This is a genomic window from Curtobacterium sp. MCLR17_051, assembly GCF_003234395.1.
GTDB classification, from domain to species: Bacteria; Actinomycetota; Actinomycetes; order Actinomycetales; family Microbacteriaceae; genus Curtobacterium; species Curtobacterium flaccumfaciens.
Genome location: NZ_QKTA01000001.1, coordinates 441,977 through 465,387 on the forward strand (window position 1 = coordinate 441,977; position 23,411 = coordinate 465,387).

22 protein-coding genes are annotated in these 23,411 nt (G+C 71.6%); 16 read left to right on the top strand and 6 right to left on the bottom strand.

What is annotated here, in order from left to right:
* Positions 1 to 132 precede the first annotated feature (132 nt).
* Positions 133 to 963 carry a siderophore-interacting protein gene (locus DEJ06_RS02140; RefSeq protein WP_111038246.1) on the bottom strand — a complete coding sequence of 277 codons (831 nt, stop codon included), beginning with the start codon at positions 961 to 963 and terminating at the stop codon, positions 133 to 135.
* 19 nt (positions 964 to 982) lie between these two features.
* Between DEJ06_RS02140 and DEJ06_RS02145 the strand changes: the two genes are divergently transcribed.
* The 4 genes from DEJ06_RS02145 to DEJ06_RS02160 are packed head-to-tail and all read left to right on the top strand — an operon-like array spanning position 983 to position 5,218.
* Complete coding sequence (locus DEJ06_RS02145) at positions 983 to 2,095, top strand: iron ABC transporter permease (protein WP_258372579.1); 1,113 nt, start codon at positions 983 to 985, stop codon at positions 2,093 to 2,095.
* Positions 2,092 to 3,261, top strand: a complete 1,170-nt coding sequence (locus tag DEJ06_RS02150) for an iron chelate uptake ABC transporter family permease subunit (protein ID WP_258372402.1) — start codon at positions 2,092 to 2,094, stop codon at positions 3,259 to 3,261. Before DEJ06_RS02145 ends, DEJ06_RS02150 begins: the two co-directional genes overlap by 4 nt.
* A complete protein-coding gene (locus tag DEJ06_RS02155; protein WP_111038247.1) occupies positions 3,258 to 4,187 on the top strand; it encodes an ABC transporter ATP-binding protein in 930 nt (309 codons plus the stop codon). The genes DEJ06_RS02150 and DEJ06_RS02155 overlap by 4 nt, the downstream gene beginning before the upstream one ends.
* Positions 4,188 to 4,198: 11 nt before the next feature.
* Positions 4,199 to 5,218: an ABC transporter substrate-binding protein gene (locus DEJ06_RS02160; RefSeq protein ID WP_111038248.1), complete on the top strand. Its 1,020-nt coding sequence runs from the start codon at positions 4,199 to 4,201 to the stop codon at positions 5,216 to 5,218.
* 81 nt (positions 5,219 to 5,299) lie between these two features.
* Here DEJ06_RS02160 and DEJ06_RS02165 read toward each other — a convergent pair whose 3' ends face one another.
* On the bottom strand, positions 5,300 to 7,354 hold the full coding sequence (locus tag DEJ06_RS02165; RefSeq protein ID WP_258372401.1) for a transglycosylase domain-containing protein: 2,055 nt from the start codon (positions 7,352 to 7,354) through the stop codon (positions 5,300 to 5,302).
* Positions 7,355 to 7,512: 158 nt separating this feature from the next.
* Here DEJ06_RS02165 and DEJ06_RS02170 point away from each other — a divergent pair, with 158 nt between their 5' ends.
* From DEJ06_RS02170 to DEJ06_RS02180, 3 genes are all read left to right on the top strand, one after another.
* Positions 7,513 to 7,749, top strand: a complete 237-nt coding sequence (locus tag DEJ06_RS02170) for a hypothetical protein (protein ID WP_111038249.1) — start codon at positions 7,513 to 7,515, stop codon at positions 7,747 to 7,749.
* A 76-nt stretch (positions 7,750 to 7,825) separates the two neighbouring features.
* Positions 7,826 to 8,395, top strand: coding sequence for a GNAT family N-acetyltransferase (locus tag DEJ06_RS02175; protein ID WP_209081800.1), 570 nt, complete (start codon positions 7,826 to 7,828; stop codon positions 8,393 to 8,395).
* Between the two features lie 29 nt (positions 8,396 to 8,424).
* Entirely contained in the window at positions 8,425 to 8,616 is a 192-nt protein-coding gene (locus tag DEJ06_RS02180; RefSeq protein WP_111023553.1) for a hypothetical protein, read from the top strand.
* Between the two features lie 30 nt (positions 8,617 to 8,646).
* On the opposite strand, the gene DEJ06_RS02185 is transcribed toward DEJ06_RS02180, so the two are convergent.
* Complete coding sequence (locus DEJ06_RS02185; protein ID WP_111038361.1) at positions 8,647 to 9,141, bottom strand: MarR family winged helix-turn-helix transcriptional regulator; 495 nt, start codon at positions 9,139 to 9,141, stop codon at positions 8,647 to 8,649.
* A 103-nt stretch (positions 9,142 to 9,244) separates the two neighbouring features.
* Between DEJ06_RS02185 and DEJ06_RS02190 the strand changes: the two genes are divergently transcribed.
* Together DEJ06_RS02190 and DEJ06_RS02195 are read left to right on the top strand one after the other, a co-directional pair.
* On the top strand, positions 9,245 to 10,177 hold the full coding sequence (locus tag DEJ06_RS02190) for an NADP-dependent oxidoreductase (RefSeq protein WP_111038250.1): 933 nt from the start codon (positions 9,245 to 9,247) through the stop codon (positions 10,175 to 10,177).
* A 56-nt stretch (positions 10,178 to 10,233) separates the two neighbouring features.
* Positions 10,234 to 11,223, top strand: a complete 990-nt coding sequence (locus DEJ06_RS02195) for an alpha/beta hydrolase (protein WP_111038251.1) — start codon at positions 10,234 to 10,236, stop codon at positions 11,221 to 11,223.
* A 32-nt stretch (positions 11,224 to 11,255) separates the two neighbouring features.
* Here DEJ06_RS02195 and bla read toward each other — a convergent pair whose 3' ends face one another.
* Positions 11,256 to 12,158: a class A beta-lactamase gene (gene bla, locus DEJ06_RS02200; RefSeq protein WP_375537720.1), complete on the bottom strand. Its 903-nt coding sequence runs from the start codon at positions 12,156 to 12,158 to the stop codon at positions 11,256 to 11,258.
* A 102-nt stretch (positions 12,159 to 12,260) separates the two neighbouring features.
* On the opposite strand from bla, the gene DEJ06_RS02205 reads away from it, so the two are divergent.
* On the top strand, positions 12,261 to 12,818 hold the full coding sequence (locus DEJ06_RS02205) for a GNAT family N-acetyltransferase (RefSeq protein ID WP_111038253.1): 558 nt from the start codon (positions 12,261 to 12,263) through the stop codon (positions 12,816 to 12,818).
* A 160-nt stretch (positions 12,819 to 12,978) separates the two neighbouring features.
* Here DEJ06_RS02205 and DEJ06_RS02210 read toward each other — a convergent pair whose 3' ends face one another.
* Positions 12,979 to 14,460, bottom strand: a complete 1,482-nt coding sequence (locus DEJ06_RS02210) for a mannitol dehydrogenase family protein (protein WP_111038254.1) — start codon at positions 14,458 to 14,460, stop codon at positions 12,979 to 12,981.
* Between the two features lie 161 nt (positions 14,461 to 14,621).
* Between DEJ06_RS02210 and DEJ06_RS02215 the strand changes: the two genes are divergently transcribed.
* The 5 genes from DEJ06_RS02215 (at position 14,622) to DEJ06_RS02235 (ending at position 19,999) form a co-directional block, all read left to right on the top strand.
* Positions 14,622 to 15,260, top strand: a complete 639-nt coding sequence (locus tag DEJ06_RS02215) for a TetR/AcrR family transcriptional regulator (protein WP_181436729.1) — start codon at positions 14,622 to 14,624, stop codon at positions 15,258 to 15,260.
* A gap of 86 nt (positions 15,261 to 15,346) precedes the next feature.
* Positions 15,347 to 17,998 (top strand): MMPL family transporter, encoded by a 2,652-nt coding sequence (locus tag DEJ06_RS02220; RefSeq protein WP_111038256.1) that lies wholly within the window; start codon positions 15,347 to 15,349, stop codon positions 17,996 to 17,998.
* 134 nt (positions 17,999 to 18,132) lie between these two features.
* Positions 18,133 to 18,576 carry a MarR family winged helix-turn-helix transcriptional regulator gene (locus DEJ06_RS02225; protein ID WP_017888357.1) on the top strand — a complete coding sequence of 148 codons (444 nt, stop codon included), beginning with the start codon at positions 18,133 to 18,135 and terminating at the stop codon, positions 18,574 to 18,576.
* Positions 18,577 to 18,627: 51 nt separating this feature from the next.
* On the top strand, positions 18,628 to 18,840 hold the full coding sequence (locus DEJ06_RS02230) for a hypothetical protein (RefSeq protein WP_027466129.1): 213 nt from the start codon (positions 18,628 to 18,630) through the stop codon (positions 18,838 to 18,840).
* A gap of 37 nt (positions 18,841 to 18,877) precedes the next feature.
* The gene (locus tag DEJ06_RS02235) at positions 18,878 to 19,999 is read left to right on the top strand and encodes an alkene reductase (protein WP_111038257.1); all 1,122 of its coding nucleotides are present in this window, start codon (positions 18,878 to 18,880) and stop codon (positions 19,997 to 19,999) included.
* A gap of 80 nt (positions 20,000 to 20,079) precedes the next feature.
* Here DEJ06_RS02235 and DEJ06_RS02240 read toward each other — a convergent pair whose 3' ends face one another.
* On the bottom strand, positions 20,080 to 21,162 hold the full coding sequence (locus DEJ06_RS02240) for a hypothetical protein (RefSeq protein WP_111038258.1): 1,083 nt from the start codon (positions 21,160 to 21,162) through the stop codon (positions 20,080 to 20,082).
* Between the two features lie 81 nt (positions 21,163 to 21,243).
* Here DEJ06_RS02240 and DEJ06_RS02245 point away from each other — a divergent pair, with 81 nt between their 5' ends.
* Positions 21,244 to 23,358, top strand: coding sequence for an acyltransferase family protein (locus tag DEJ06_RS02245; protein WP_111038259.1), 2,115 nt, complete (start codon positions 21,244 to 21,246; stop codon positions 23,356 to 23,358).
* Positions 23,359 to 23,411: the final 53 nt, after the last annotated feature.

Genomic DNA, 23,411 nt, shown 5'->3' on the forward strand with positions numbered 1-23,411 from the left:
CCTGGTCGGAAGTTCTGTGGTGGTACGCCCGAAAGGACCAGGCATCGCGGGCGCAAGGGGAAAGACCGGGCGTACCTGGCGGGAACGGGCGTGCCTGGCGGAAACGGGCGTACCTGCCAGGCAGCGCACGGGTCAAGCGGGGACGGAGACCTTCGTCTCGTGCTTCCAGAACCCGGAGAACGTGATGCGGGACTTCGGCAGGCCCGCACGGTGCAGGTGGCGGCGGCCCTCCGTTGCGAGTCGCGACTCCCCCACGACGAACGCGTACCCCTGGTCGTCGGACGGCACGTGCCGCTGCAGTTCGGCGAGGGCGCCGCTGCCGGGGACGGCGCCGGGCTGCCGGACGATCCACGTCACCTGCACGCCGGTGGGGGCGTCGAGGTCGCGGATGTCGGCGGGGGTCGGGACCTCTTGGATGATGCGGCCGACGGTGTCGCGCGGCAACGACGCGGCGATGCCGACGATGCCGGGCAGGCCGGTCTCCTCCGCTGCGACGATGACCTCGCTGGTGCCGGCCGGGACGTCGAAGATGCAGCCCTGGTCGAGCATCGCGAGTTCCTCGCCGGGGCGGGCGGAGCAGGCCCAGATCGCGGCACGGCCCTCGAGCTGACCGCGGTGGTCCAGGTGCACGACGAAGTCGATGTCGAGCTCGGCGGTGCCGTCGGCGAGCAGCCGGTACGCGGCGACGGTGTAGTTCGCGCAGTGGGGGCGGATGTCCTCGGGGATGCCGAGGAACGTCGGCCACCACTTCTTGCCGTCCAGGTCGGGCATCCGGAAGGCGTCCTGGTCGGGGCGTCGGACGAACAGGCGGAACCAGTGGTCGAAACCGAGGTAGCCGAACTCGTGCAGGTCGTCGCCGGTGACGGTGACGCGCTGCATCGAGGGGGTCACCCGCTGGGTCCGGAGGACACGGGCGCGGAAGAGCCGGGGGTTCGTCGGCAGGAGCCGCGGGGTCTTCGCCATGAGGCAAGGCTAACCTAAGATGACTTCCGTGCCAGCCCCCAATCCCGTTCTGGCTTCCGGTCCGGAGGCCCCCGAACCCGTCGCGTCCAGCGCCCGAGACGGCGACGCGTCCCGCGCCCTCGGTGTGCACCGGACCGCGATGCGGCGACGGACCGCGGTCATCATCGGCCTCGTCGTCGCCCTGGTGCTCGTCGCCGTGGCGAGCATGCTGCTCGGCAGCAACCGCATCGGTGTCGCCGAGGTGTGGGCGGGGCTCACCCGCTCGGGGTCGAGCACCGACGAGGCGATCGTGTGGGGCTCTCGCATCCCGCGCACGCTGATCGGTGCTGCGGTCGGGGCGGCCCTCGGCATTGCCGGGCTCCTCATGCAGGGACACACCCGCAACCCACTCGCCGACCCCGGCCTGTTCGGGGTCTCGTCGGGTGCGGGACTCGCGGTGGTGCTCGGCGTCTACGTGTTCGGGGTGACGAGCACGAGCGCGACCGTGTGGTTCGCCCTGGTCGGGGCCCTGGTCGCCAGCGTCGTCGTCTTCTCGGTGACCATCGCCGGCAGCGGCACCGCCAGTCCGGTGCCACTCGCCCTCGCCGGGGCCGCGGTCTCGGCGCTGCTCGCCGCCCTGACCTCCTTCGTCGTGCTGACCGACCAGGCCTCGCTCGACGCGTACCGGCTCTGGGTCGTCGGGTCCCTCGCGGCACGGCAGCTCGACATCCTCGGCGCGGTGTGGCCGTTCCTGGCCGCCGGGCTCGTGCTCGCGGTGCTGAACGTCCGCGCCCTGGACGCCCTCGGGCTCGGGTCCGAGCTGGCGAAGGGGCTCGGCGAGAACGTGCTCGTCGCCCGGCTCGTCGGCCTGGGCGGGATCACGCTGCTCGCCGCCGGGGCGACCGCTGCTGCCGGCCCGATCGGCTTCGTCGGTCTGACGGTGCCGCACGTCGCCCGTGCACTCGTCGGCACCGGACACCGCTGGACCCTGCCGGTCTCCGGTCTGGTCGGTGCCGCCCTCGTGCTGCTCGCCGACGTCATCGGTCGCCTGATCGGCGGGTTCTCCGAGGTCGAGGTCGGCATCGTGCTCGCCGTCATCGGTGGCCCCGTGTTCGTCGCCGTGGCCCGTCGCCGATCGCTGGTGTCGCTGTGAGCGGGGCAGCGGTGCGCAGCACCGGCAGCACGCCCGGCAGCACGCCCGGCAGCGCGCCCAGCAGCACGCCCGAGACCACCACGCCCGGCACGCCCGCCCCCGCTGCCCGCACCCCCGGCCGCGCCGGCATCCGCATCGGCCCCGTCGGCCTCGCCTGGCGCCCCCGGGTGTTCTGGTACACGGTCGGGTCGCTCGCCACCGTCCTGGTGCTCATCGTCCTCGGGACGGCGGTCGGCTCGACGTGGATCGCACCCGGGGTCGTCATCCGGTCCCTGCTCGGCCTGGAGTCCGGGCCGGACGCCTTCATCATCACCACCCTGCGCCTGCCCCGCGTGCTCACCGGCGCACTCGTCGGCCTGACGCTCGGGGTGGCCGGCGCGCTCACCCAGACCTTCACCCGCAACCCCCTCGGCACCCCGGACATCATCGGTGTCACCGCGGGCGCGAGCGTCGGTGCGGTCGCGGCCATCGTCCTCGGCGGCGGGACGTACTCGGTGTCGTCCCTGGTGCTCGGTGGCGGGATCCCGGTGGCGGCCACGATCGGCGCCCTGGTCGCGGCGGTCCTGGTGTACGGCCTGGGCTGGCGCGGCGGCGTGCAGAGCTACCGGCTCGTGCTGGTCGGCATCGGCGTGAGCGCGACCCTCGACGCGGTGACGAGCTACCTGCTCGTCCGCGCGAAGATCACCGTCGCCACCGCGGCGTCGCAGTGGCTCGTCGGCAGCCTGTCGAGCACCTCGTGGGAGAGCGTCTGGCCGCTGCTCGTGGTGGCGGTCGTCGCGGTGCCGATCGCGCTCGCGACGAGTGCGGCCCTCGGCATCGGGCAGCTCGGCGACGAGGTCGCGACGGGCGTCGGACTCGGCGTCCAGCGGCACCGGCTGCTCGTCATCGCGCTCGCGGTCGTGCTGACCGCCGCCGCCGTGGCCGCCGCGGGACCGGTCGGCTTCGTCGCGTTCGTCGTGCCGCAGGTCGGGCTCCGGCTTGCCGGGACGAACCGGCCGCCGCTGCTGCTCGCCGGTGCCCTCGGCGCCGTGCTCGTGCTCGCCGCCGACCTGCTTTCCCGTTCCGCGTTCCCGTGGCAGGTGCCGGTCGGCATCATCACCACCGTGATCGGGGCGCCGTACCTGATCTGGCTCCTCGTCCGTCACCGCAAGGAGATGTCCCGATGACAACATCGCACCAACACGAGCACGAGCACCACACCCCCGTCCTCGAAGCCACGGGCCTGTCCGTCGGCTACGACCGCCAGCCCGTGCTGCGCGACCTGGACCTTCGCATCGAACGCGGCACCGTCACGACGTTCCTCGGCGCGAACGGCTGCGGCAAGTCGACCCTGCTCAAGGCGTTCGGCCGCGTGCTCAAGCCGCAGGCCGGCGAGGTCATGCTCGACGGCACCCCGATCCGCAGGGAGCCGAACCGCCAGGTCGCCCGCAAGCTCGCGATCCTGCCGCAGTCCCCCGTCGCCCCCGCGGGCACCAGCGTGCTCGACCTGGTGATGCGCGGCCGGAACCCGCACCAGTCGTGGGCGAAGCCGTGGACCGCCGAGGACGCCGCCGTCGCCGAAGAGGCCATCGCCGCCACCGGCCTGACCGAGGTCGCGCACCGCGACGTCACGAGCCTGTCCGGCGGGCAGCGCCAGCGCGCCTGGATCGCCATGGTCGTCGCGCAGCAGGCCCAGACGCTCCTGCTCGACGAGCCGACCACCTACCTCGACCTCGCGCACCAGCTCGAGGTCCTGCGGCTCGTCCGGCGGCTGAACCGTGAGCAGGGGTCGACGATCGTCATGGTGCTGCACGACCTGTCGCTCGCGGCGCGGTACTCCGACCGGCTCGTGGTGCTGCACGACGGCGGGGTCGTGGCCGACGGCACCCCCCACGACGTCCTCACCCCGGCACTGCTCGAGCACGCGTTCGGCCTGCACGCCCGGGTGTTCCCCGACCCGGTGACCGGTGCACCGATGATCGTGCCCGAGGCGGACGAGCACGACCCCGTCCCGAGTGCCCCGACGGGGCACACGGTCCCGAGTGCCCCGACCGAGCGCACGGTCCCGACGAAAACCGAAGACGTGCTGGCGAGTACCGCGAACTTAGGTTAGCCTCTCCTAACGTGAAGACCTCCCGACGTGGCCACCTGCGCGCCGCCCTCCTGACCTCCGTGACCGTCTCGGCACTCCTCCTGACCGGCTGCTCGAGCACCGGCAACTCGAACGACTCCGACTCCGACGGCGGCACCGCCGCGTCGAAGGCGTGGTCGTACGAGGACGCCACGGGCGCCACCGTGAAGGTCGACCACACGCCGAAGCGCGTCGTCGTGCTGAACGACATCGCCCTGTCGTTCATCGAGTACGGCCTGAAGCCCGTCGGCACCTTCGGGCAGCTGACGATGGCGAAGGACGCCCGGTTCAAGGGTCTCGACACCGACGGCATCACGCAGCTCGGCACGGCCTACGGCGACATCGACCTCGAGCAGCTCGCCGCGCTCAAGCCCGACCTCGTCGTCACCTCGGTCTACCCGACCGACGCCAAGGGCACGCTCGACACGAAGCAGCCGGGCTACGGCTTCAAGGACAAGGCGCAGGAGAAGCAGATCGAGGCCATCGCGCCGGTCGTCCAGGTGAAGTGGGGCGGCAAGGGCGAGGACGTCATCGAGAAGATCGCCGAACTGTCCGAGTCCCTCGGCGCGAAGGAGTCGATGGTCGACGCCGCCGAGGAGCGCTTCGACACCGCGGCCGACGAGCTCGAGAAGGTCTCGAAGGAGAAGGACCTGTCGGTCGTCTCGATGTACGCCGACGGTGACGGCGCGTACGTCACCCGCCCGACCGACGAGCCGTCGCTGCAGATGTACGCGTCGTACGGGGTCGACTTCGTCAACCCGAAGCCCGAGGGCTTCTACTGGGGCATCTACTCGTGGGAGAACGCCGGCCAGATCACCGGTGACGTGCTGCTGCTGTCGCAGCAGGGCTACCAGGTCGCCGACCTCGAGAAGCAGCCGACCTTCGCCGACAACGCCGCGCTCGAGGCGGGCCAGGTCCACAGCTGGACGTTCCCGGCCCTCGACTACGCGTCGCAGGCCGACTACATGACCAAGCTCGCGGGCTGGCTCGAGGACAGCAAGAAGCTGTCGTAGGACGCAACCGAGAACCGGCCTGGAGGCGTGGTGCCAGCTGGCACCGCGCCTCCAGTCCGTTCGTGGTTGCGTTCCGGGCCGTCAGCCGACCGGCAACGCCGCGTTCACCGCCGTCTGCGCGTCGCGCCAGACGGCCGCGCGCGACCCCGCATAGGTGCCGCCCTGACCGTTGGAGAACGACCGCAGGTTGTGCTTCGCGCCGTCCGTGTTGCCCTGCCAGTAGGCGGTGACGGCACGCGAGGTCCCGCCCACCAGCCACACCTGGTCGGCCGCGTCCGTGGTGCCGGTCTTACCGAACAGGGTCGCGCCGTCGGGGGTCTGCCCGCCGCTCGCCGTGCCGCCGCGGAACGCGCCCTGCATGACGTCGAACGCGGTGGCCGCGGTCTGCGGCGACACCGCCTGCGTGCAGGTGCGGGGTTGTCCGCCGAGTTCCTCGCCGTCGGGTGCGATGACCTGGTCGATCACCACGGGTGCGCAGAACCGCCCGCCGTTCGCGATGCCGGCGTAGGCCGACGCCATCGTGAGCGGGGCGATGCTCTCGGTGCCGAGCAGGGACCCCGGGTTCCAGGGCAGCTCGCCGCCGGTCGCCAGGTGCACCCCCAGCCGCTCGGCCACGTCGCGGATGTCGCACAGGTCGAGCTGTTCGGCCATCGACTGGTACGCCGCGTTCACGGACTGCGCCGTCGCCGACCGGACCGAGTACGGACCACGCTGCCCGGGTGAGTCGTTCTTCGGCTGCCAGAACGCCGAGGCGGGTCCACCGCAGGCGGTCCACTCGCTGTGCGGGTGCGGTGTGCCGTTGACGACGGTGTCCGGACTGCGGCCGGCCTCGATCCACGCCAGCAGGGTGAACATCTTGTAGGTCGACCCGGTCTGGAACCCCGTCGAGCTGCCGTCCGCCTGGTCGGTGGCGTAGTTCAGCGAGGTCGCGGTGCGGGGCGCGTCGGACGACCGGTCGTGGTCGGTGTTCTGCGCCATCGTCAGCACACGGCCCGTCCCGGCCTCGACCGTGTTGAACGTGGCCCCCAGCGCCAGCCGGGTCTCGGTCTTCGGGTCGTACTGGTCGAGCAGCCGCTTCTGTTCCGCGTTCAGGTCGAGGTCGAGCGTGGTCTGGATCCGGTACCCGCCGGTGCGCCAGGCGTCCGCCCGCTGCTGCTTCGTCGCGCCGAGCTGCGGGAGCCGCTGGGCGATGGTCTCCGCGTGGTCGCAGAAGAACTCCGCGCCCACCTCGACCGCCTCGCACCCCTGCTGCGGGGCCGTCAGGTGGACGGAGTCGGCGACGCGGGACAGCCGAGCCGTGCGGTACTCCTCGGCCGACAGGTGCCCCTGCTCGTGCATCGACCGCAGGATCACGTTCCGCCGCGCGGCGTTGTCGCGGTGATGGTCCGGCGTCGACAGGTCCCGTCGCTCCGGCCACTGCACGATCGCGATGAGCGACGCCGCCTCGGCCGGGGTCAGGTCGGTCGCCGACTTGCCGTAGTAGTGCTGCGCCGCCGACTGCACCCCGTAGGTCTGGTCGCCGAAGTAGGCGATGTTCAGGTACGCCGCCAGGATCTGCTGCTTCGTGTACTGCTTCGCCAGGCTGATCGCGAGCTTCATCTCGGCGAGCTTGCGCTGCGGTGTCCGCCGGGTCGCGTCCTCGTACGCGGCCTCGCGTTCCTCGGCCGTGGGCAGTTCGCTCGCCTGCTGGATCTTGATGTTCCGCACGAGCTGCATCGTCAGGGTCGAACCACCCGACCCGCCCTCGGTCCCGGACGTGGCGACGCTCACGAGCGACCGGACGACGGACGTCGCGTCGACGCCGCCGGTCTCGTAGAACCGCTTGTCCTCGCCGTCCACCGCGGCGTGCTCCAGGTGGTCGCTGATCTGGTCGAGCGTGAGCTCCTGCCGGTCCTGGTCCCACACGTTCGCCAGGTGCACCGGCTCGCCGCCGCGGTACGCCCAGATCTGGTTCCGCTGCGGCAGCTGCCCGATCTCGATGTCCTCCGGCAGCGACTCGAACACCCCGATCGCCGAGGTCGTGCCGACGCCGGCGACCGCGATCACCGGCGTCACGCCGACGCTCACCAGCAACCCGGCGAGCACACTGCCACCCACGAAGCCGAGCGCGGCTCCCCCTGCACGTCGCATCGTCATGTCGTCCGTTCCCCCTCGGTCGCACCGCCATCGGCGCGGTCGGGAGAGGCTCGCAGTCCTGCTCGGGCGGTGGCCGTGACTTCCCCGCGGAACACCGTCGTGTCCGCTGGGAAAGTGCCGGTGCGATCCGCTCCCCGCCGCCGCGCTACGATCCGGGCATGACCCCGATCGCGCCACGTGTGCTGCACATCCTCTGCACGGCGTTCCTCGTCGTGGCGTTCCTGGCATCGTTCGTCGGTGGGTACGCGAACGCGAACGACTCCGGCGAGGGCGGCGCGAACATCGGTGCCGGGGCGCTGATGTTCTTCGGTGCACTCGCCGGCGTGGTCGGCATCGGGCTCGGCGTCGCGGCGCTCGTCTCCGGCCTCGCCACCGCCCGGCGCAGCGCGGCCTGATCGCCGGTCGCGCGCCGTTCCGAGCACCACGGTCGCGGTGGTGGCGGGATCGCCACGACCGGAGGATCATCGGCCCATGGAGTACTCGACGGCGATGCTCACCGAGGAGACGTGGCCCGACTTCGCCGCGCTCGTGACCCGCAGCAACGGTGTGTGGGGCGGGTGCTGGTGCATCGGTTTCCACCCGGACGGCCCACGCGGGACGCCCGACCCGACGGTGTCCCACCAGGAGGCGAAGCACCGCCACGTGCGGAACGGCACGAACCACCAGGTGCTCGTCTACGCCGACGGCACGGCGGTCGGCTGGTGCCAGTTCGGGCGGCCGGTCGAGCTGCCGACGATCCTGAACCCCGGCGCGTACGCCCGCGACGCCTCGACGCCGCCGGACTGGCGGATCGGCTGCGTGTTCGTGGAGTCCCGGCACCGCGGCCAGGGGGTCGCACGCGCCGCGGTCACGACCGCGCTCGAGGAGATCCGGCGGGCGGGTGGCGGGACCGTCGAGGCCTACCCGGAGCAGACGGTCGAGCGGAAGCCGCAGCGCGGGGCCTACCTGCACACCGGGCCGGAAGAACTGTTCACGCAGTTCGGGTTCGTGCGCGACCGCCGCATCGCCAAGTGGCGGTGGGTGATGCGCACGACGGTGTGACCGGCGTACCCGCTGGTACCGTGGGAACCGTGACACGCACCGCTCCGGTACGACCGCACCGCCTCGCCCTCATCGGCGCCGCCGTGGCCCTGGTGATCGGGGTCGGCCTGCTCTTCACCCCCTGGGACGGGCCAGTCATCGTGCTCGCCTGGGCGCTCATCGTCGCCGCGGTCGTCCTCGGCGCCATCACGCTGTTCCTGGTGCGGGCCCCCCGCAGCTAGGCCGCGCACACCCGCCGGCGCGACCGTCGGTCAGCCGCGCCGCCGCGCGCCCGCGGAGCGTGGCGGGTTCGCGCGCAGGTGCTCCGCCGCTCCCCCGAGGATCCGCGCCAGGTCGTCGACGTCCGCGCCCGACATCGACGCGAACAGCAGGGTGTGCAGCGCCTCGATGTGTCCGGGGAAGACCGCGGCGAGGACGTCACGACCAGCCCGGGTGATCTTCACGACCGTGCTGCGTTCGTCGTCGGGCGAGGGCCCACGGGTGACCAGCCCACGCTGCTCGAGCAGTTGCGCCTGGTACGTGAGCCCGCTGCGGCTGTAGACGACCCCGTCGGCGAGGTCGGTCATGCGCTGCTGCCCGCCCGGAGCGTCACCGAGCCGGGCGAGCAGTTGGAACTGCACGTAGCTCAGGCCGCCCACGTCGCGCAGCTGCCGCTCGACCGCGTGGCGCAGCAGGCTGCTCACCTCGGTGAAGGCGAAGTACGCCCCGAGCTGCGTCGGGGTCAGGGAGTTCGGCGCATCGGTCACGAGATCCATCCTACCTGTTGCTTCGAGTTCGAAGCAGTGCTAGCGTCACCGTCAGTTGCTTCGAACTCGAAGCATACGAGCAACACCGACGAAGGGCACGATCATGCAGGCAGTACGGTTCCACGAGGTCGGCGGTCCCGAGGTGCTCCGCACCGAGGACGTCGAGCAGCCCACCCCGGGCGCCGGGCAGGTGCGACTCCGCGTCGCCGCCTCGGCGTTCAACGCGGCGGACAACGGGATGCGGGGCGGGTTCCTGCCGATCCCGGTCCAGCTGCCGCACGTCCCCGGCTACGACGTGTCCGGCACCGTCGACGCGCTCGGCGACGGTGTCGAGGGGATCGCGATCGGGGACGCCGTCGTCGCGTTCCTGCCGATGGAGCTCGACGGCGGGGCGGCCGAGTACGTCATCGCCCCGGCGGACGCGGTGGTCGCCGCACCGACGAGCATCCCGCTGGCCGACGCGGCGGCGCTGCCCTCCGTGGCACTCACCGCGTGGCAGGCACTGTTCGACGACGGGCGGCTCGAGGCAGGCCAACGCCTGCTCGTCATGGGAGCCGGCGGCGTGGTGGGCAAGTACGCGATCCAGCTCGCCGTCCGCGCCGGGGTCCACGTGATCGCGACGGCGAGCCCGCGCAGCATCGAGGCCGTCCGGGCAGCCGGTGCCCACGAGGTCATCGACCACACCACGACCGACGTCCGTGCCGCCGTGACGGAGCCGGTCGACGTGCTGCTCAACCTCGCCCCGATCGACCCGCAGGACTTCGCGGCACTCGTCGACGTCGTGCGCGACGGCGGCGCGGTCGTCAGCACCACGGCGTTCATGCCCACGCCGGACGACGAGTCCCGCGGGGTCCGGGCGGAGACGGTGTTCGTCCTGCGCAACCGCGAACGCCTGGCGGAGCTGGTGTCCCTGGTCGACGCCGGGGCGCTCACGGTCGAGGTCACCCGGCGCATCCCGCTGACCGCACTGCCGTCCCTGCACGCCGAGGCGGCCGCCGGACGGATCAGCGGCAAGGTCGTGGTCCTGGTCGGGTGACGGCCGCACACCCCCGCACCAGCACCACCCGCAGCAGCGCCGGATACGCTCGGCGCATGACGGACCAGGGGTGGCACGAGGACGTGCTCGGAGCACCGTACGAGCGGCTCGAACTGCCGCTCGGCACCGACTCCGAGGGGCCCGTCGTCGCCACCCTGGTCCGCCGCCGGCACACCCCGACGGACCTGCTGCTGCACGGTCGCGGGCCCCTGCACGGGGTCGACGTGCTCTACGTGCACGGCTGGTCGGACTACTTCTTCCAGGTGGAGCTCGCCGAACGCCTCGAGCGGCTCGGCGCCCGGTTCCACGCGCTGGACCTGCGGAAGTACGGTAGGAGCCTGCGCCCGTACCAGACCCCGGGCATGGTCGACGACCTGGCGGTGTACGACGAGGACATCGCCGCAGCGCTCGACGCGATCTCGGCCGAGCACCCCGGCTCGGACCGCCGCCGACTCGTCCCGATGGGCCACTCCACCGGCGGCCTGACCCTGTCGCTCTGGGCCGCCCGGCACCCGGAGCTCGTGCACGGCCTCGTGCTGAACAGCCCGTGGCTCGAGTTCCAGGCCACCGCGGTCGGCCGGGCCATCGTCGCACCGGTCATCAAGCTCGGTGCCCGCCGGAACCCCCTCGCGCCGATGCCCGCCGTCGACCCCGGCTTCTACACCCGCACCGTCTCGGCCGAGGGCGAGGGGTCGTGGACCTACGAGCAGCAGTGGCGGCCGGAGCGTGGCTTCCCCCTGCACCCCGGGTGGCTCGCAGCGGTCTTCGACGGCCAGGCAGAGGTCGAGAAGGGCCTCGGCATCGGGGTCCCGACCCTGGTGATGCTGAGCGACAAGAGCATGCTCCAGCCGCGGTGGGACCCGGGCATGGCGCGGGCCGACGTCGCCCTGAACGTCGACACGGTGGCGCACCGCTCGCTCTCCCTCGGCGAGGAGGTCACGGTCCGCCGACTCGAAGGTGCCCTGCACGACGTCGTGCTGTCCGCGCCGGAGGTGCGGGAACGGGCGTACGACACCATCGGGCGCTGGGCGACCACCCTCCGCTAGTCCCGCGACGACTGTCCCGCGACGCGTGCGACTCAGTCGGACAGCCCGGCCACCGCGGTGCGGGTCGCCGCGGCGACGAGCGCGTCCGACGGCTCCGCCCCGGGATCGGCGCGGCTCGTCATGACCACGAGCACGACGGGGTCGCGCCCCGGCGGCGTCACGACCGCGATGTCGTTCCGGACCCCGTAGGACGCCGTGCCGGTCTTGTCGGCCACCCGCCACGACGGGTCCACCCCGGCACGGATCGTCGCGTCCCCGGTCGTGTTGCCGAGCATCGCCTCGAGGAGCACCCGCCGGTCGGCGGCATCGAGCGCGTCCCCGAGCAGCACGGTCCGGAGGTTCGCCGCGAACCGCTCCGGCGTCGTCGTGTCCCGCCGGTCACCCGGGATCGCCTGGTTCAGGTCGGGTTCGGCCCGGTCGACGCTCGTCGTCCGGTCCCCGATGCCGCGCAGCCACCGCTCGACCGCGTCCGGCCCGCCCAGCCGTTCCACCAGCAGGTTCGCCGCGGTGTTGTCGCTGGAGCGGAGCGCCGCGTCGACGAGCTCGCGCACCGTCATCCCGGTGTCGACGTGCTCGCGCGTCACGGGCGCGTACTCGAGCAGGTCGCCGCGGTCGTAGTGCACGACGGTCGCCAGGTCGGTGTCGGACGAGGCGTCGAGGACCGCGGCCGCGATGAACACCTTGATCGTCGACGCGAACGCGAACCGCTCCCCCGCGCGGTGCGCGATCGTCCGACCGCTCCCGGTGTCGATCGCGGCGACCCCGAGCCGTGCGTCGTACCGCCGTTCCAGCGCCGCGAAGGCCCGCGCGGTGGCGGGATCGGTCGCCGGGTCGGTCGCCGGCGCCGCTGCACCCGAAGCCGCCCCAGACGCAGCAGCAGGAGCAGACGACGTCGGCCCGGTCGTGTCACCACCCGGCGCACCGGAGCACCTCACCAGCCCGACCAGCACCAACGCCGTCAGGGCCGCGGCCGTCGTCCTCGTCCCACCTCGCACGCCCCGAGCCTGCCCGACGACCGTGCAACTACCCTGAGCGGCATGCCAGCTCCCGCCGTCCGCCTCACCCGCCTGGACCCCACCGGCGCCGACCGCCAGGAGTTGCTCGCGTTCCTGACGTCCGAGGAGTTCCCGTTCCACGTCCGACGGCGCATCAGCGCGGCCGACGCGGCGAGCGCCGTCGACTCCGGCGCCTACCGCGACGACGAGCACGACACCTCCTGGCTCGACCACGACGAGCACGGGCGGATCGGACTGGTCCGTCTCGAGGACCTGGCGGACCCCGTCCCCCTGTTCGACCTGCGCCTGGCCGGTCGCTTCCGGGGTCGGGGCCTCGGCGTCCCCGCCCTGCGTGCGGTGACCGACCACGTGTTCACGACGATGCCGGCGATCACGCGTTTCGAGGGCCAGACCCGCGAGGACAACACCGCCATGCGCCGGGTCTTCGTCCGCGCCGGGTGGGTGCAGGAGGCCCACTACCGCGAGGCGTGGCCCGTCGACGGCGGCCCGGCCGTCGGGTCGGTCGGTTACGGCGTGCTGCGCCGCGACTGGGAGACGGGCGAGACCACCCCGGTGCCGTGGGACGACGTCGCGCGGTGAGCGGCTGACGGTTCTGGTTCACGATCCTCGGGGTTCGTGAACCGGAACCGTCATCGCGCGGACACGAACCGCCGTCCCGCGCCCGTCTCGTGGGCAACAGGCGGACGGGAGGCCCGTGGCGGCGCCGCCACGGGCCTCCCGTCCGTCGGTCGGTCGCGTCTCAGGACCGTGACAGGCGCTCCACGGTGGCGTGCGCGCCGTCCGCGATGAGCCCGTCCAGGGCGTCGCGGTACGCGGCGACGAACCGTTCGTCGTCGACCAGGTCGCCGAAGACCTGGCGGTTCGCGATGAAGGCGAGGCGGTCGTCGCGCTGGGTCAGGGCGATGCGGTGCAGGGGCTCGGCGAGCCGGTCGACGATCTCGATGGGTTCACCGGACTCGTCGGTGCCCTCGTCGTAGCGGGCCCACGACGCGACGATGCCGGCGGACAGCGTGACGGGCCGGCCGGCGGCCAGGTTCTCGCGCACGACGGGGAGCAGCCACTTCGGGATCCGGTCGCTCGACTCGGCGCAGAGCCGGGCGAGGGTGTCGCGCACCTCGGGGTTCTGGAAGCGCTCGATCAGGGTCGACTTGTAGTCCTCCAGGTCGATGCCGGGCACCGGGTGCAGCGTCGGCGTGCCCTCGTCGTCCATGTAGCGGCGCAGGAAGGTCGCGATCGCCGGGTCCTGCGTGGCCTCGTGCGCGTAGCGGTACCCGGACAGGTAGCCGAAGTAGCAGAGCCCCTGGTGGCTGGCGTTGAGGAGCCGGAGCTTCATGAGTTCGTACGGCTCGACGTCGTCGACGAGCTGGACGTCGGCGTCCTCGTAGGGCGGGCGGCCGGCGGGGTGGGCGTCCTCGAGCACCCACTGGAAGAACGGTTCGGCGACGACGGGCCAGGCGTCGTCGATGCCGAGCTCGTCGCGGACCCAGGCGCGGTCCTCGTCGGCGGTGACCGGGGTGATGCGGTCGACCATCGAGTTCGGGAACGCCACGTGCTCGTCCATCCAGTCGGCGAAGTCCGGGTCCTGCAGCCGGGCGTAGGCGGTGAACATCGACCGTGCGACGTGCCCGTTGCCCTGGATGTTGTCGCAGGACATCACGGTGAACGGGTCGAGGCCGCGGTCCCGTCGGCGGCGCAGTGCCTCGACCACCAGGCCGAACACCGTGCGGGGCGGGCCGTCACCGCGCAGGTCGGCCGCGACGACGGGTTCGTCGGCGACGAACTCGCCGGTGACGTGGTCGAAGTTGTAGCCGCCCTCGGTGATGGTCAGGCTGACGATCCTGGTGTCCGGGTGCGCCATCTTCTCGACGACCGCGTCCGGGTCGTCGACGGCGAGCAGGTACTCGACGATGCTGCCGACGACGCGTGACTCACGGGTGCCGTCCGGGTGCTTGAGGACGAGCGTGTACAGACCGCCCTGCTCGGCCATCGCGGTCGCCATCCGACGGTCCTGCTCGAGCACGCCGACGCCGCAGATGCCGTACTCGCGGGCTTCGCCACGCTGCAGGAGCCGGTCGATCACCATCGCCTGGTGCGCGCGGTGGAACCCGCCGACGCCGAAGTGGACGATGCCGGCGGTGATGCCGTCGCGGTCGTAGGTGGGCACGGCGACACCGCTCGCGGCGATCTCGTCGAGGGTCTCCGGGGACAGGCGGACGGGCATCGGTACTCCTTCGTACGGTGGCGGTTCGTCCGGCCAGTCTGGCACCCGGCACCTCCGACTGAACAGCGGTGCAGCACAGACGTTCTGCACCGGGGGACGAACCTGGGGATGCACTCAACTTCGTTGCACCGAGTGCATCGATGCACCTAGTGTTCGATTTCGTGACCATTGCGACCGACCGCCGTGCTGCCCTCAAGGCGAAGCACCGTGCGGCGATCCTGCAGGCCGCTCGCGACCTGATCGACGAGCGCGGCGGCCGGGACTTCAGCGTGGACGACCTCGCCGCCCGGGCCGACATCGCCCGGCGCACCGTGTTCAACCACTTCGCCTCGCTCGACGAGGTCCTGCTGGCTGTGTGCGAGCAGGAGCTGTCCGTCATCATCGACCGGTTCCTCGCCGACATGGCCCGGACACCGGTGGGCGACGGCAGCCGGGCGTCGATGTTCGACGAGCTCGAGTCCGCCGCCCGCGGTGCCGACCTCGCTCCGGCGATCGCCAGCATGTACCGGATCCTCGGCGACCCCGGCAAGGACGACCCGAAGGCCGCGGTCCTGACCCAGACGGCGTTCTCGCGTGTGACCGAACGACTCCGGCACGAGGTCGCCCGGCGCTACCCGGCCGCCGACCCCCTCGACGCCGCGCTGCTCGTCGAGTCGCTCATGAGCGGCATCGTCGTCATCGCGGAGCACTGGCTGGCGACGTCCGGCCCCGAGCTCGACCGACCGGCGCTCGACGCGTGGGACGACCTGCTCGCACGACTCGTGCACAGCGTCCGCAGCGGCTACATGGCCGACGACTGACACCGCTCCACCTCCTCATCCCCCAGGGGTCCACCGGCGCACCCCGCACCACCAGCACCTGACACGAAAGGACCGCAGGCAACCGCATGGCCGGTCTCCTCTACCGTCTCGGACGGTTCTCCGCACGACGCCACTGGCTCGTGATCATCACCTGGGTCGTGATCATGGCCGTCGCGGGCGTCACGTACACGCTCTTCGCCGGGACGATCTCGTCGTCGATCACGATCCCGAACACCAAGACCAGTCAGGTGCAGGACCAGCTCGCCGACAAGTTCCCGTCGGCGAACGGCGGCAACGGCACGATCGTCTTCGAGACGAAGGACGGCAAGGCGTTCTCCTCGTCGCAGCAGTCCGAGATCGACGACTTCCTGACCAGCCTCGAGAAGCTCGACGGCGTCAAGGGCACGACGAGCGGCTTCGACACCCAGCAGCAGCTCGACGACCAGCGGCAGAAGATCGTCGACGGCCGTGACCAGATCGAGTCCGGTCGCGCGAAGATCGAGACCGGCCAGGACCAGCTCGACGCCCAGAAGGCGCAGCTCGAGTCCGGCAAGCAGAAGATCGAGGACGCCCAGGCGCAGCTCGACGCCCAGAAGGCCCAGGCGCAGGCAGCCGGTGGCGCAGCCCTCCCCGCCGCACAGGCGCAGGCAGCGGCCGCCCAGCTCCAGCAGGCGCAGGCGCAGATCGACGCCCAGCAGGCCCAGATCGACGCCGGTGAGCAGCAGATCGCCGACGCCCAGAAGACGATCGACACGAACAAGCAGAAGCTCGACGAGAACGCGCAGGAGCTCGAACAGGGCTCGGACCTGCTCGACCTGTCGAAGGACATCCGCTTCGTGTCGGACAACGGCAGCGCCGCGATCGGCACCGTGCAGTTCACGAAGTCGACCTACGAGGTCCCCGCGGACACGAAGACCGCCATCGCGGACGACGCCGAGTCGGCCGACATCCAGGGCGTCAACGTGTACGTCTCGAACGACATCGCACAGGGTGTGCCGTCGATCCTCGGCCCGGGTGAGATCGGCGGTGTCATCATCGCCGCGATCGTGCTGCTCCTGATGCTCCGCACGGTCATCGGCGCCGCGGTCCCGCTCGTCAGCGCCGTGCTCGGCGTCGGCGTCGCCTCGCTCACCGCCCTGTCGTTCTCGAGCGTCGTCGAGTTCATCTCCGTCACGCCCGTGCTGGGGGTGATGCTGGGCCTGGCGGTCGGCATCGACTACTCGCTGTTCATCCTGAACCGGCACCGGACCCAGCTGAAGCAGGGCATGCAGGTGCACGAGTCGATCGGGCTCGCGAACGGCACGTCGGGCAACGCCGTGGTGTTCGCCGGTGCCACGGTCATCGTCGCGCTGCTCGCGCTGAACATCACCGGCATCCCGTTCCTCGGCCTGATGGGCACGGTCGGTGCGGTCGCGGTGCTCTTCGCGATCCTCATCGCGACCTCGTTCACCCCGGCCCTGCTGTCGCTCATCGGCATGCGGATCCTGCGGAAGAAGGAGCGCGCGAAGATCGGCAACACCGACTCCACGCGGATCCCGAACAAGCCGATGTCGAGCTGGCGCGCGGTCATCACGCTCGTCCTCGGCGTCGCGGTGCTCGGCACCATCGCCCTGCCCGCGACCCAGATGCGCCTCGGCCTGCCGAGCGGTTCGTCCGAGGCCGTCGAGTCGAGCCAGTACAAGGCCTACAAGACGCTCGAGAAGGAGTTCGGCGCCGGGCAGAACGGCCCGCTGCTCGTCGTGGCGACCCTGCCGGAGTCGATCAGCAAGAGCGACGTCACCGCGACCGAGGTCACCATCGGCCAGGCGATCGCGAAGAACGACGACGTGGAGGCCGTGCTGCCCATCGGCGCCTCGAAGGACCGCGACATCGTCGCGTTCCAGGTGAAGCCCGCCGGCGGCCCGGACAGCGTCTCCACCGAGAACGTCGTGAAGGACCTGCGCGAGCAGACCGTCTCCACCGACGACGGCAAGGTCACCCTCGGCGTCGCGGGCAACGCGTCGGCGAACATCGACGTGTCCGAGAAGCTGTCGAACGTGCTGCCGCTCTACCTCGTGGTGGTCGTCGGGCTGTCGCTGATCATCCTGATCATCGTGTTCCGGTCGTTCCTCGTGCCGATCACCGCCACCGCCGGGTTCATCCTGTCCGTGCTGGCGTCGTTCGGTGGTCTGACCGCGATCTACCAGTTCGGCTGGCTCGGCTCGGTCTTCGGTGTGCACGACCCGGCACCGATCCTGAGCTTCCTGCCCATCATCGAGATCGGCATCCTGTTCGGTCTGGCGATGGACTACCAGCTGTTCCTGGTGTCCGGCATGCGTGAGGCCTACGCCCACGGCGCGAGCGCGAAGGTGGCCGTCCAGCGCGGTCTGCACGCGGGTCGCGCGGTGGTCACGGCGGCGGCGATCATCATGATCTCCGTGTTCGCGGGCTTCATCTTCTCGGACTCGTCCACCATCAAGCCGATCGGCTTCGGGCTGGCGTTCGGTGTGCTGATCGACGCCTTCGTCGTCCGCATGCTGCTCATCCCGTCGGCGATGCACCTGCTCGGCAAGAGCGCCTGGTGGTTCCCGAAGTGGCTCGACCGCATCGTGCCGGACGTCGACGTGGAGGGCGCGAAGCTCGAGCGCACCCACCCGGTCGCCGGCCACGAGGACACGCACACCGGCACCCACGCGCTCCCCGTGGAGCCGGACGCGAACGCGCACGACTCGGGCCACCCGCCCGCGCACCGCGCGTAGTCGACGCACCAGCGCAACCACCCTGGAGGCCCGGTGCCGGTCCACGAGACCGGCACCGGGCCTCCAGGCCGTTGCGCCTACCGCCCCAGGTCGCGACCACACCACTTCGTGCACGAACGAAGTACCCTGAGGGCATGACCCAGACCGCACCGGACCCGCTCGCGCTCGACCGGCAGCTCTGCTTCGCACTCGCGGCGACGAGCCGCAGTGTCATCGGGCTGTACCGCGACCTGCTCGAGCCGATGGGCCTGACGCACCCGCAGTACCTCGTGATGCTCGCCCTGTGGGAGCGGGACCCGCGGTCGGTGCGCGAGATCGCCGGGGAGCTGCGACTCGACTCCGCCACGCTGAGCCCACTGCTCAAGCGACTGGAGGCCTCCGGCTACGTCCGCCGCACCCGCAGCGCCGCCGACGAACGCCAACTCGAGGTGTCCCTGACGACCGCCGGGCACGCCCTGCGCGACCGAGCGCAGGCGGTGCCGCTCGCCGTCGCCGACCGGCTCGGGTGGCCACTCGCCCGACTCGAGTCCCTGAAGGACGAGCTGACGGAGCTACTGGAGCGCGTCGACCAGGTGTGATCCGCGGCCATCAGTGCCATAATGATTCGTGCACGAACGAAAGGATGCACCGTGGGACGCTTCGGCCAGTGGTACGAACGGTGGAACACGACGCTCATCAACAAGATGGGCCCCTCGCAGATCGGCGCCGGTCGCCCCGAGGGCATCGACGACCGGACGATCGACCGGGGCTGCCCCCTCTGCGGCAAGCCCCTCTCGCAGCACCAGGTGATCCGGCCCGAGGGTCAGGTCCGCTCGTCGACGCTGGTGTGCCCGCGCGACTGACCGCACTGCCTGAAGAAGTGCTCCGAGGCGGAATTGCATGGGACAACTCGTCGTTCGCCCTGACGTGAAGCTCTTCGAACCCGCCTCCATCGGCGCCCTGTCCCTGTCGAACCGCGTCGTCATGGCCCCGCTCACGCGCACCCGCGCCGGCGAGCACGGCGTCCCGAACGACCTACTCGTCGAGCACTACCGGCAGCGCGCCGGCCTCGGCATGATCATCACCGAGGGCACCTGGCCCGTGCAGGAGGGCCGCTCCTACCCCGGGCAGCCCGGCATCGAGACCGACGACCAGATCGCCGGCTGGCGCCGCGTGACCGACGCCGTGCACGCCGCCGGCGGCACCATCGTCATGCAGCTCATGCACGGCGGCCGCGTCTCGCACACCGACATCTCGCAGACCCCGCGCATCGTCGCCCCGTCCGCCATCGCCGCCCCCGGGCAGACGCACCTGGCCGACGGCTCGAAGGCCGACATGCCCGTCCCGCACGAGCTGACCACCGCCGAGGTGCAGGAGGCCGTGCAGGGCTTCGTGCAGGCCGCCCGCAACGCGATCGCCGCCGGACTCGACGGGGTCGAGGTCCACGGCGCCAACGGCTACCTGGTGCACGAGTTCATGTCGCCGGTGTCGAACACCCGCACCGACCAGTACGGCGGCTCCCCCGAGAACCGCGCACGCTTCGCGATCGAGGTCACCACCGCCATCGCCGACGCCATCGGCGCCGACCGCACCGGCATCCGCCTGTCGCCCGAGCACGGGATCCAGGGCGTCATCGAGGACGACGCCGACGACGTGCGCGCCACCTACACCGCCGTCGCCGAGGGCCTCGCGCCGCTGGGGCTCGCCTTCGTCGACGTCCTGCACGCCGAGCCGACCGGTGACCTGGTGCAGCACGTCCGCCGTACCGCGGGCGCGCCGTTCATCGTGAACTCGGGCTTCTCGTCGCTCACCACCCGCGACGAGGCCATCGCGATCGTCGACGGCGACCACGCCGACGCCGTCGCCGTGGGCCGCGCCGCGATCGCCAACCCGGACCTCGCGCACCGCTGGGAGCACGACGCCGAGCTCAACGAGCCGCGTCCGGAGCTCTTCTACGGCGCGACCGCCGAGGGCTACACCGACTACCCGTCGCTGGCCGAGGCGCGCGCGACCGTCGCGTAGTCGACGCACCATCTGACGGACGGGAGGCCCATGGCGACACCGCCACGGGCCTCCCGTCCGTACCGGGGCCACGTCGACGGTCAGTGGTCGAGGACCGAGAGCGAACCGACCACCGCGACGGCCAACGGTCCGCTGTAGGACACGCAGACGACGCCCATCCACACGGCCCCCGCCCACGTCGCTCGCAGACGGCTCTTCCGCCGGTCGCGGAGCACCAGGCGACGCCCCGCAGCGGCGATCGCGTCGGCGTGCCCGTCCTCGAGCAGCGAGCGGTCGTCCTGGTACCTGGAGGCGGCGCGCACGACACGGGGCACGACCTCGCCCAGGACTGCCTCGACCTGCATCCACGGCGCAGGGCGCGACCAGTCCGCGGTCCCCGGCGCCGAGAAGACCAGCCGGTCGTCGACCATCTCGACGTTCCAGCCGGCCGCGTGGTCGACGAGCGCCGCCATCACGTCAGGGGTGAGGACGTACAGCGCGTCCTGGCCGTAGTCCTCCGGCGCCCACACCCGGAAGTGCCGGTCGAAGTCACCCTCCAGCGACATCCGCTGCCGGTGGCGGAGCACCACCGGCAGGTCGCTGCGACGACCGTCGTTCGCCGTGGCGTCGAGGAGCAGGTGCGGCAACGTGCCGGGTAGCCGGACGGTCAGGTACGTCCAGTCCCGCGAGACCATCCAGCGCCGCAGGACGCAGCCGAACTCGACGTCCGGGACGCCGTCGACGTGCATGGGGGCGGTGCCGAACCGGGGGTGGACGCGGATGCCGGAGTAGCGCGGGGTGATCATCGAGTCGAGCGGCTTCGGACGGACCGGACGCACCGGGTACCCACTGGCCTCCCCCGTCAGCACTGCCCGAGCCTCGTCCGGACGCAGGGTCCGAGGTCGTTCGCCCCGGACCAGGAGCACGACGAGCCCGACCACGCCGGCGACGAGCACCACGAACCAGGCCGCCCAGCGGACGACGTCCCCGACACCCGCACCGTTGTGGACGAGCCCGGTGCCCCAGATCACGAGCGCGGACGCGAGCCACGCGAGCGGGACCTCGATCGCCAGGAGCAGCGCGTTCCACCACCACGGGGCCTGTCGCGGGCGGCGCATCCGCGGTCGTCGCGCCGTCTCCGCCACGAACTCGTCGTCGGACGCGGTCAACCAGCGCAGGTCCATCGGCCCCCCTCTGGAGAAGGATCGTAGCGTCCGCGCCGAGAACGCCCGGCGGAGCCGTCCTCGTCTCCTAGGATCGACGCAGTGAGTACAGCAACGCCGGGCGAGCGGGGCCCCGCGCACCGAGCGCGCGACACCACGCGGTGGGACATCCAGGGCCTCCGCGCGTTCGCCGTCCTCGCGGTCGTCGTCTACCACCTGTGGCCGGGCGCCCTGCACGGTGGGTTCGTCGGTGTCGACGTCTTCTTCGTGATCTCCGGCTTCCTGATCACCGGGCTGCTGCTGCGGGAACAGCTCGCGACGGGCACGATCCGGCTCGGACGGTTCTGGTCGCGCCGGGCCAAACGCCTGCTGCCGGCCGCGTTCCTCACCATCGTGGTCACCGGCGTCGCGGTGCTCGTCGCCGTGCCGAGCGCGCTGTGGGGGCAGTACGGGCGTGAGCTGATCGCCTCGACGGTGTACCTGCAGAACTGGGAGCTCGCGGCGAACGCCGTCGACTACCTGGCGTCGGCCGACGCCCCCTCACCGTTCCAGCACTTCTGGTCGCTGTCGGTCGAGGAGCAGTTCTACATCCTCTTGCCGCTCCTGCTGCTCGGCGTCGGGGCACTCGCACGCCGTCGGTTCACGCCGTTGGCGACCGCGCGGCTGCTGCTCGGCAGCGTCGTCGTGCTGTCCCTCGTGTGGAGCATCGTGCAGACCGCCACCGACCCCGGCGTCGCCTACTTCTCCACCGGCACCCGCGCGTGGGAGTTCGCACTCGGCGGTCTCGTCGCCACCGTGCACCTGCCCGAGGTCCGCACGGAGGTCGCCCGACGGGTCCGCCTGGTCGCCACCGGCATCGGCGTCGTGGCCCTCGCGCTGTCCCTCGTCGTGATCACCCCGGAGACGGCGTTCCCCGGGATCGCGGCGCTGCTGCCGGTCGCCGGTGCGGCACTGGTGCTGCTGTTCGGTGCGGGGACCGAGTTCGAGGACGTCGGTGCGGTGCGGCCCGTCGCCTTCTTCGGTCGGATCTCGTACGCGCTCTACCTCTGGCACTGGCCCCTCGTCGTCATCCTGCCGATCATGCTCGGCCGTCCGCTCGACTGGGCGACGAGCTCGGCGGTGCTGCTCGTCGCGATCGGTCTGGCCACCGTGACGACGATCTGGTTCGAGGAACCGGTCCGGTTCTCGACGTGGCTGCGGGACCTGCAGCCCCGGGGCGTCGTCTCGCTCGCCGTCATCTGCAGCTTCACCGTGGTGACGCTCGGGGCAGCCACCCTGACCGCCGTCTACGTGCAGGAGGTCAACGCGACCACGGTCACGAAGCAGGTCACCGCGGAGCAGGAGGACGACGACGAGTCCTGCTTCGGTGCCGCCGCGCGCATCGGGTTCGCCGACCCCTGCGTCGACCCCGAGCTCGCCGACGTCCGTGTGCCCGCTCCGGCCGTGGCCAAGGACGACGACGACAACCGCGCCGAGTGCTGGAGCGGCACGTTCCGGCCCTGCGTCCTCGGCAAGACCACCGGCTGGTCGAAGCACCTCATCGTCATCGGCGACTCCCACAGCAACGCACTGCTCGGTGCGTACGAGAAGATCGCCGACGACAACGGCTGGCGGATCGACCTGGCCGGCGCCGGCGGGTGTTACCTCACCACCGCGCAGCAGGACTCACTGAGCCCCTCGTCGATGCGGGGCTGCAACTCGTGGAAGCACGCCGCCATCGACTACGTCCGCGAGCACCGCGACGCCGACGCCCTGGTCGTCACCCACTCCACCACGCAGATGCCGGTCAGCCTGCCGCCCGGAACGGCCCGCGACAAGGCCACCCGCAACGGCCTGGTCGACGCGTGGGAGCAGGCGGCCGGTGACGAGCTGCCCGTCATCGCCGTCCGTGACAACCCGGTGCCCCGCCCCGACGTCGTCGCCTGCCTGAGCACGATGTCCGGGCCGACGACGGACGCCTGCGACCGGTCGCGCGCCGAAGCACTCGGCCTGACGGACTCGTCGGTCGAGGCCGTCGCCGCGTTCCGGGCGGCCGGGGGCAGGGCAGCCTCGATCGACCTGAGCCGCTACTACTGCACCGACACCACGTGCCCGGCGGTCGTCGGGGGCGTCCTGGTCTACCGGGACAGCACGCACATCACGGCGACGTGGGCGTCGTCGCTCGAGCCGTACCTGGAGCGTGCGCTGCAGGACCGGTTGGCGGCGTTCGCGCGCTGAGCCGGACGGCCCGAACGGGGGGGGACTGAGCGGTTCATCAGACGATCGTCTGC

What these genes read in the sequence shown, in the direction of transcription:
- DEJ06_RS02140 (WP_111038246.1), bottom strand. Translation starts at nt 963, where the DNA reads ATGGCGAAGACCCCGCGGCTCCTGCCGACGAACCCCCGGCTCTTCCGC.
- DEJ06_RS02145 (WP_258372579.1), top strand. Translation starts at nt 983, where the DNA reads ATGACTTCCGTGCCAGCCCCCAATCCCGTTCTGGCTTCCGGTCCGGAG.
- DEJ06_RS02155 (WP_111038247.1), top strand. Translation starts at nt 3,258, where the DNA reads ATGACAACATCGCACCAACACGAGCACGAGCACCACACCCCCGTCCTC.
- DEJ06_RS02165 (WP_258372401.1), bottom strand. Translation starts at nt 7,354, where the DNA reads ATGACGATGCGACGTGCAGGGGGAGCCGCGCTCGGCTTCGTGGGTGGC.
- DEJ06_RS02170 (WP_111038249.1), top strand. Translation starts at nt 7,513, where the DNA reads ATGACCCCGATCGCGCCACGTGTGCTGCACATCCTCTGCACGGCGTTC.
- DEJ06_RS02175 (WP_209081800.1), top strand. Translation starts at nt 7,826, where the DNA reads ATGGAGTACTCGACGGCGATGCTCACCGAGGAGACGTGGCCCGACTTC.
- DEJ06_RS02190 (WP_111038250.1), top strand. Translation starts at nt 9,245, where the DNA reads ATGCAGGCAGTACGGTTCCACGAGGTCGGCGGTCCCGAGGTGCTCCGC.
- DEJ06_RS02195 (WP_111038251.1), top strand. Translation starts at nt 10,234, where the DNA reads ATGACGGACCAGGGGTGGCACGAGGACGTGCTCGGAGCACCGTACGAG.
- DEJ06_RS02205 (WP_111038253.1), top strand. Translation starts at nt 12,261, where the DNA reads ATGCCAGCTCCCGCCGTCCGCCTCACCCGCCTGGACCCCACCGGCGCC.
- DEJ06_RS02210 (WP_111038254.1), bottom strand. Translation starts at nt 14,460, where the DNA reads ATGCCCGTCCGCCTGTCCCCGGAGACCCTCGACGAGATCGCCGCGAGC.
- DEJ06_RS02220 (WP_111038256.1), top strand. Translation starts at nt 15,347, where the DNA reads ATGGCCGGTCTCCTCTACCGTCTCGGACGGTTCTCCGCACGACGCCAC.
- DEJ06_RS02225 (WP_017888357.1), top strand. Translation starts at nt 18,133, where the DNA reads ATGACCCAGACCGCACCGGACCCGCTCGCGCTCGACCGGCAGCTCTGC.
- DEJ06_RS02235 (WP_111038257.1), top strand. Translation starts at nt 18,878, where the DNA reads ATGGGACAACTCGTCGTTCGCCCTGACGTGAAGCTCTTCGAACCCGCC.
- DEJ06_RS02240 (WP_111038258.1), bottom strand. Translation starts at nt 21,162, where the DNA reads ATGGACCTGCGCTGGTTGACCGCGTCCGACGACGAGTTCGTGGCGGAG.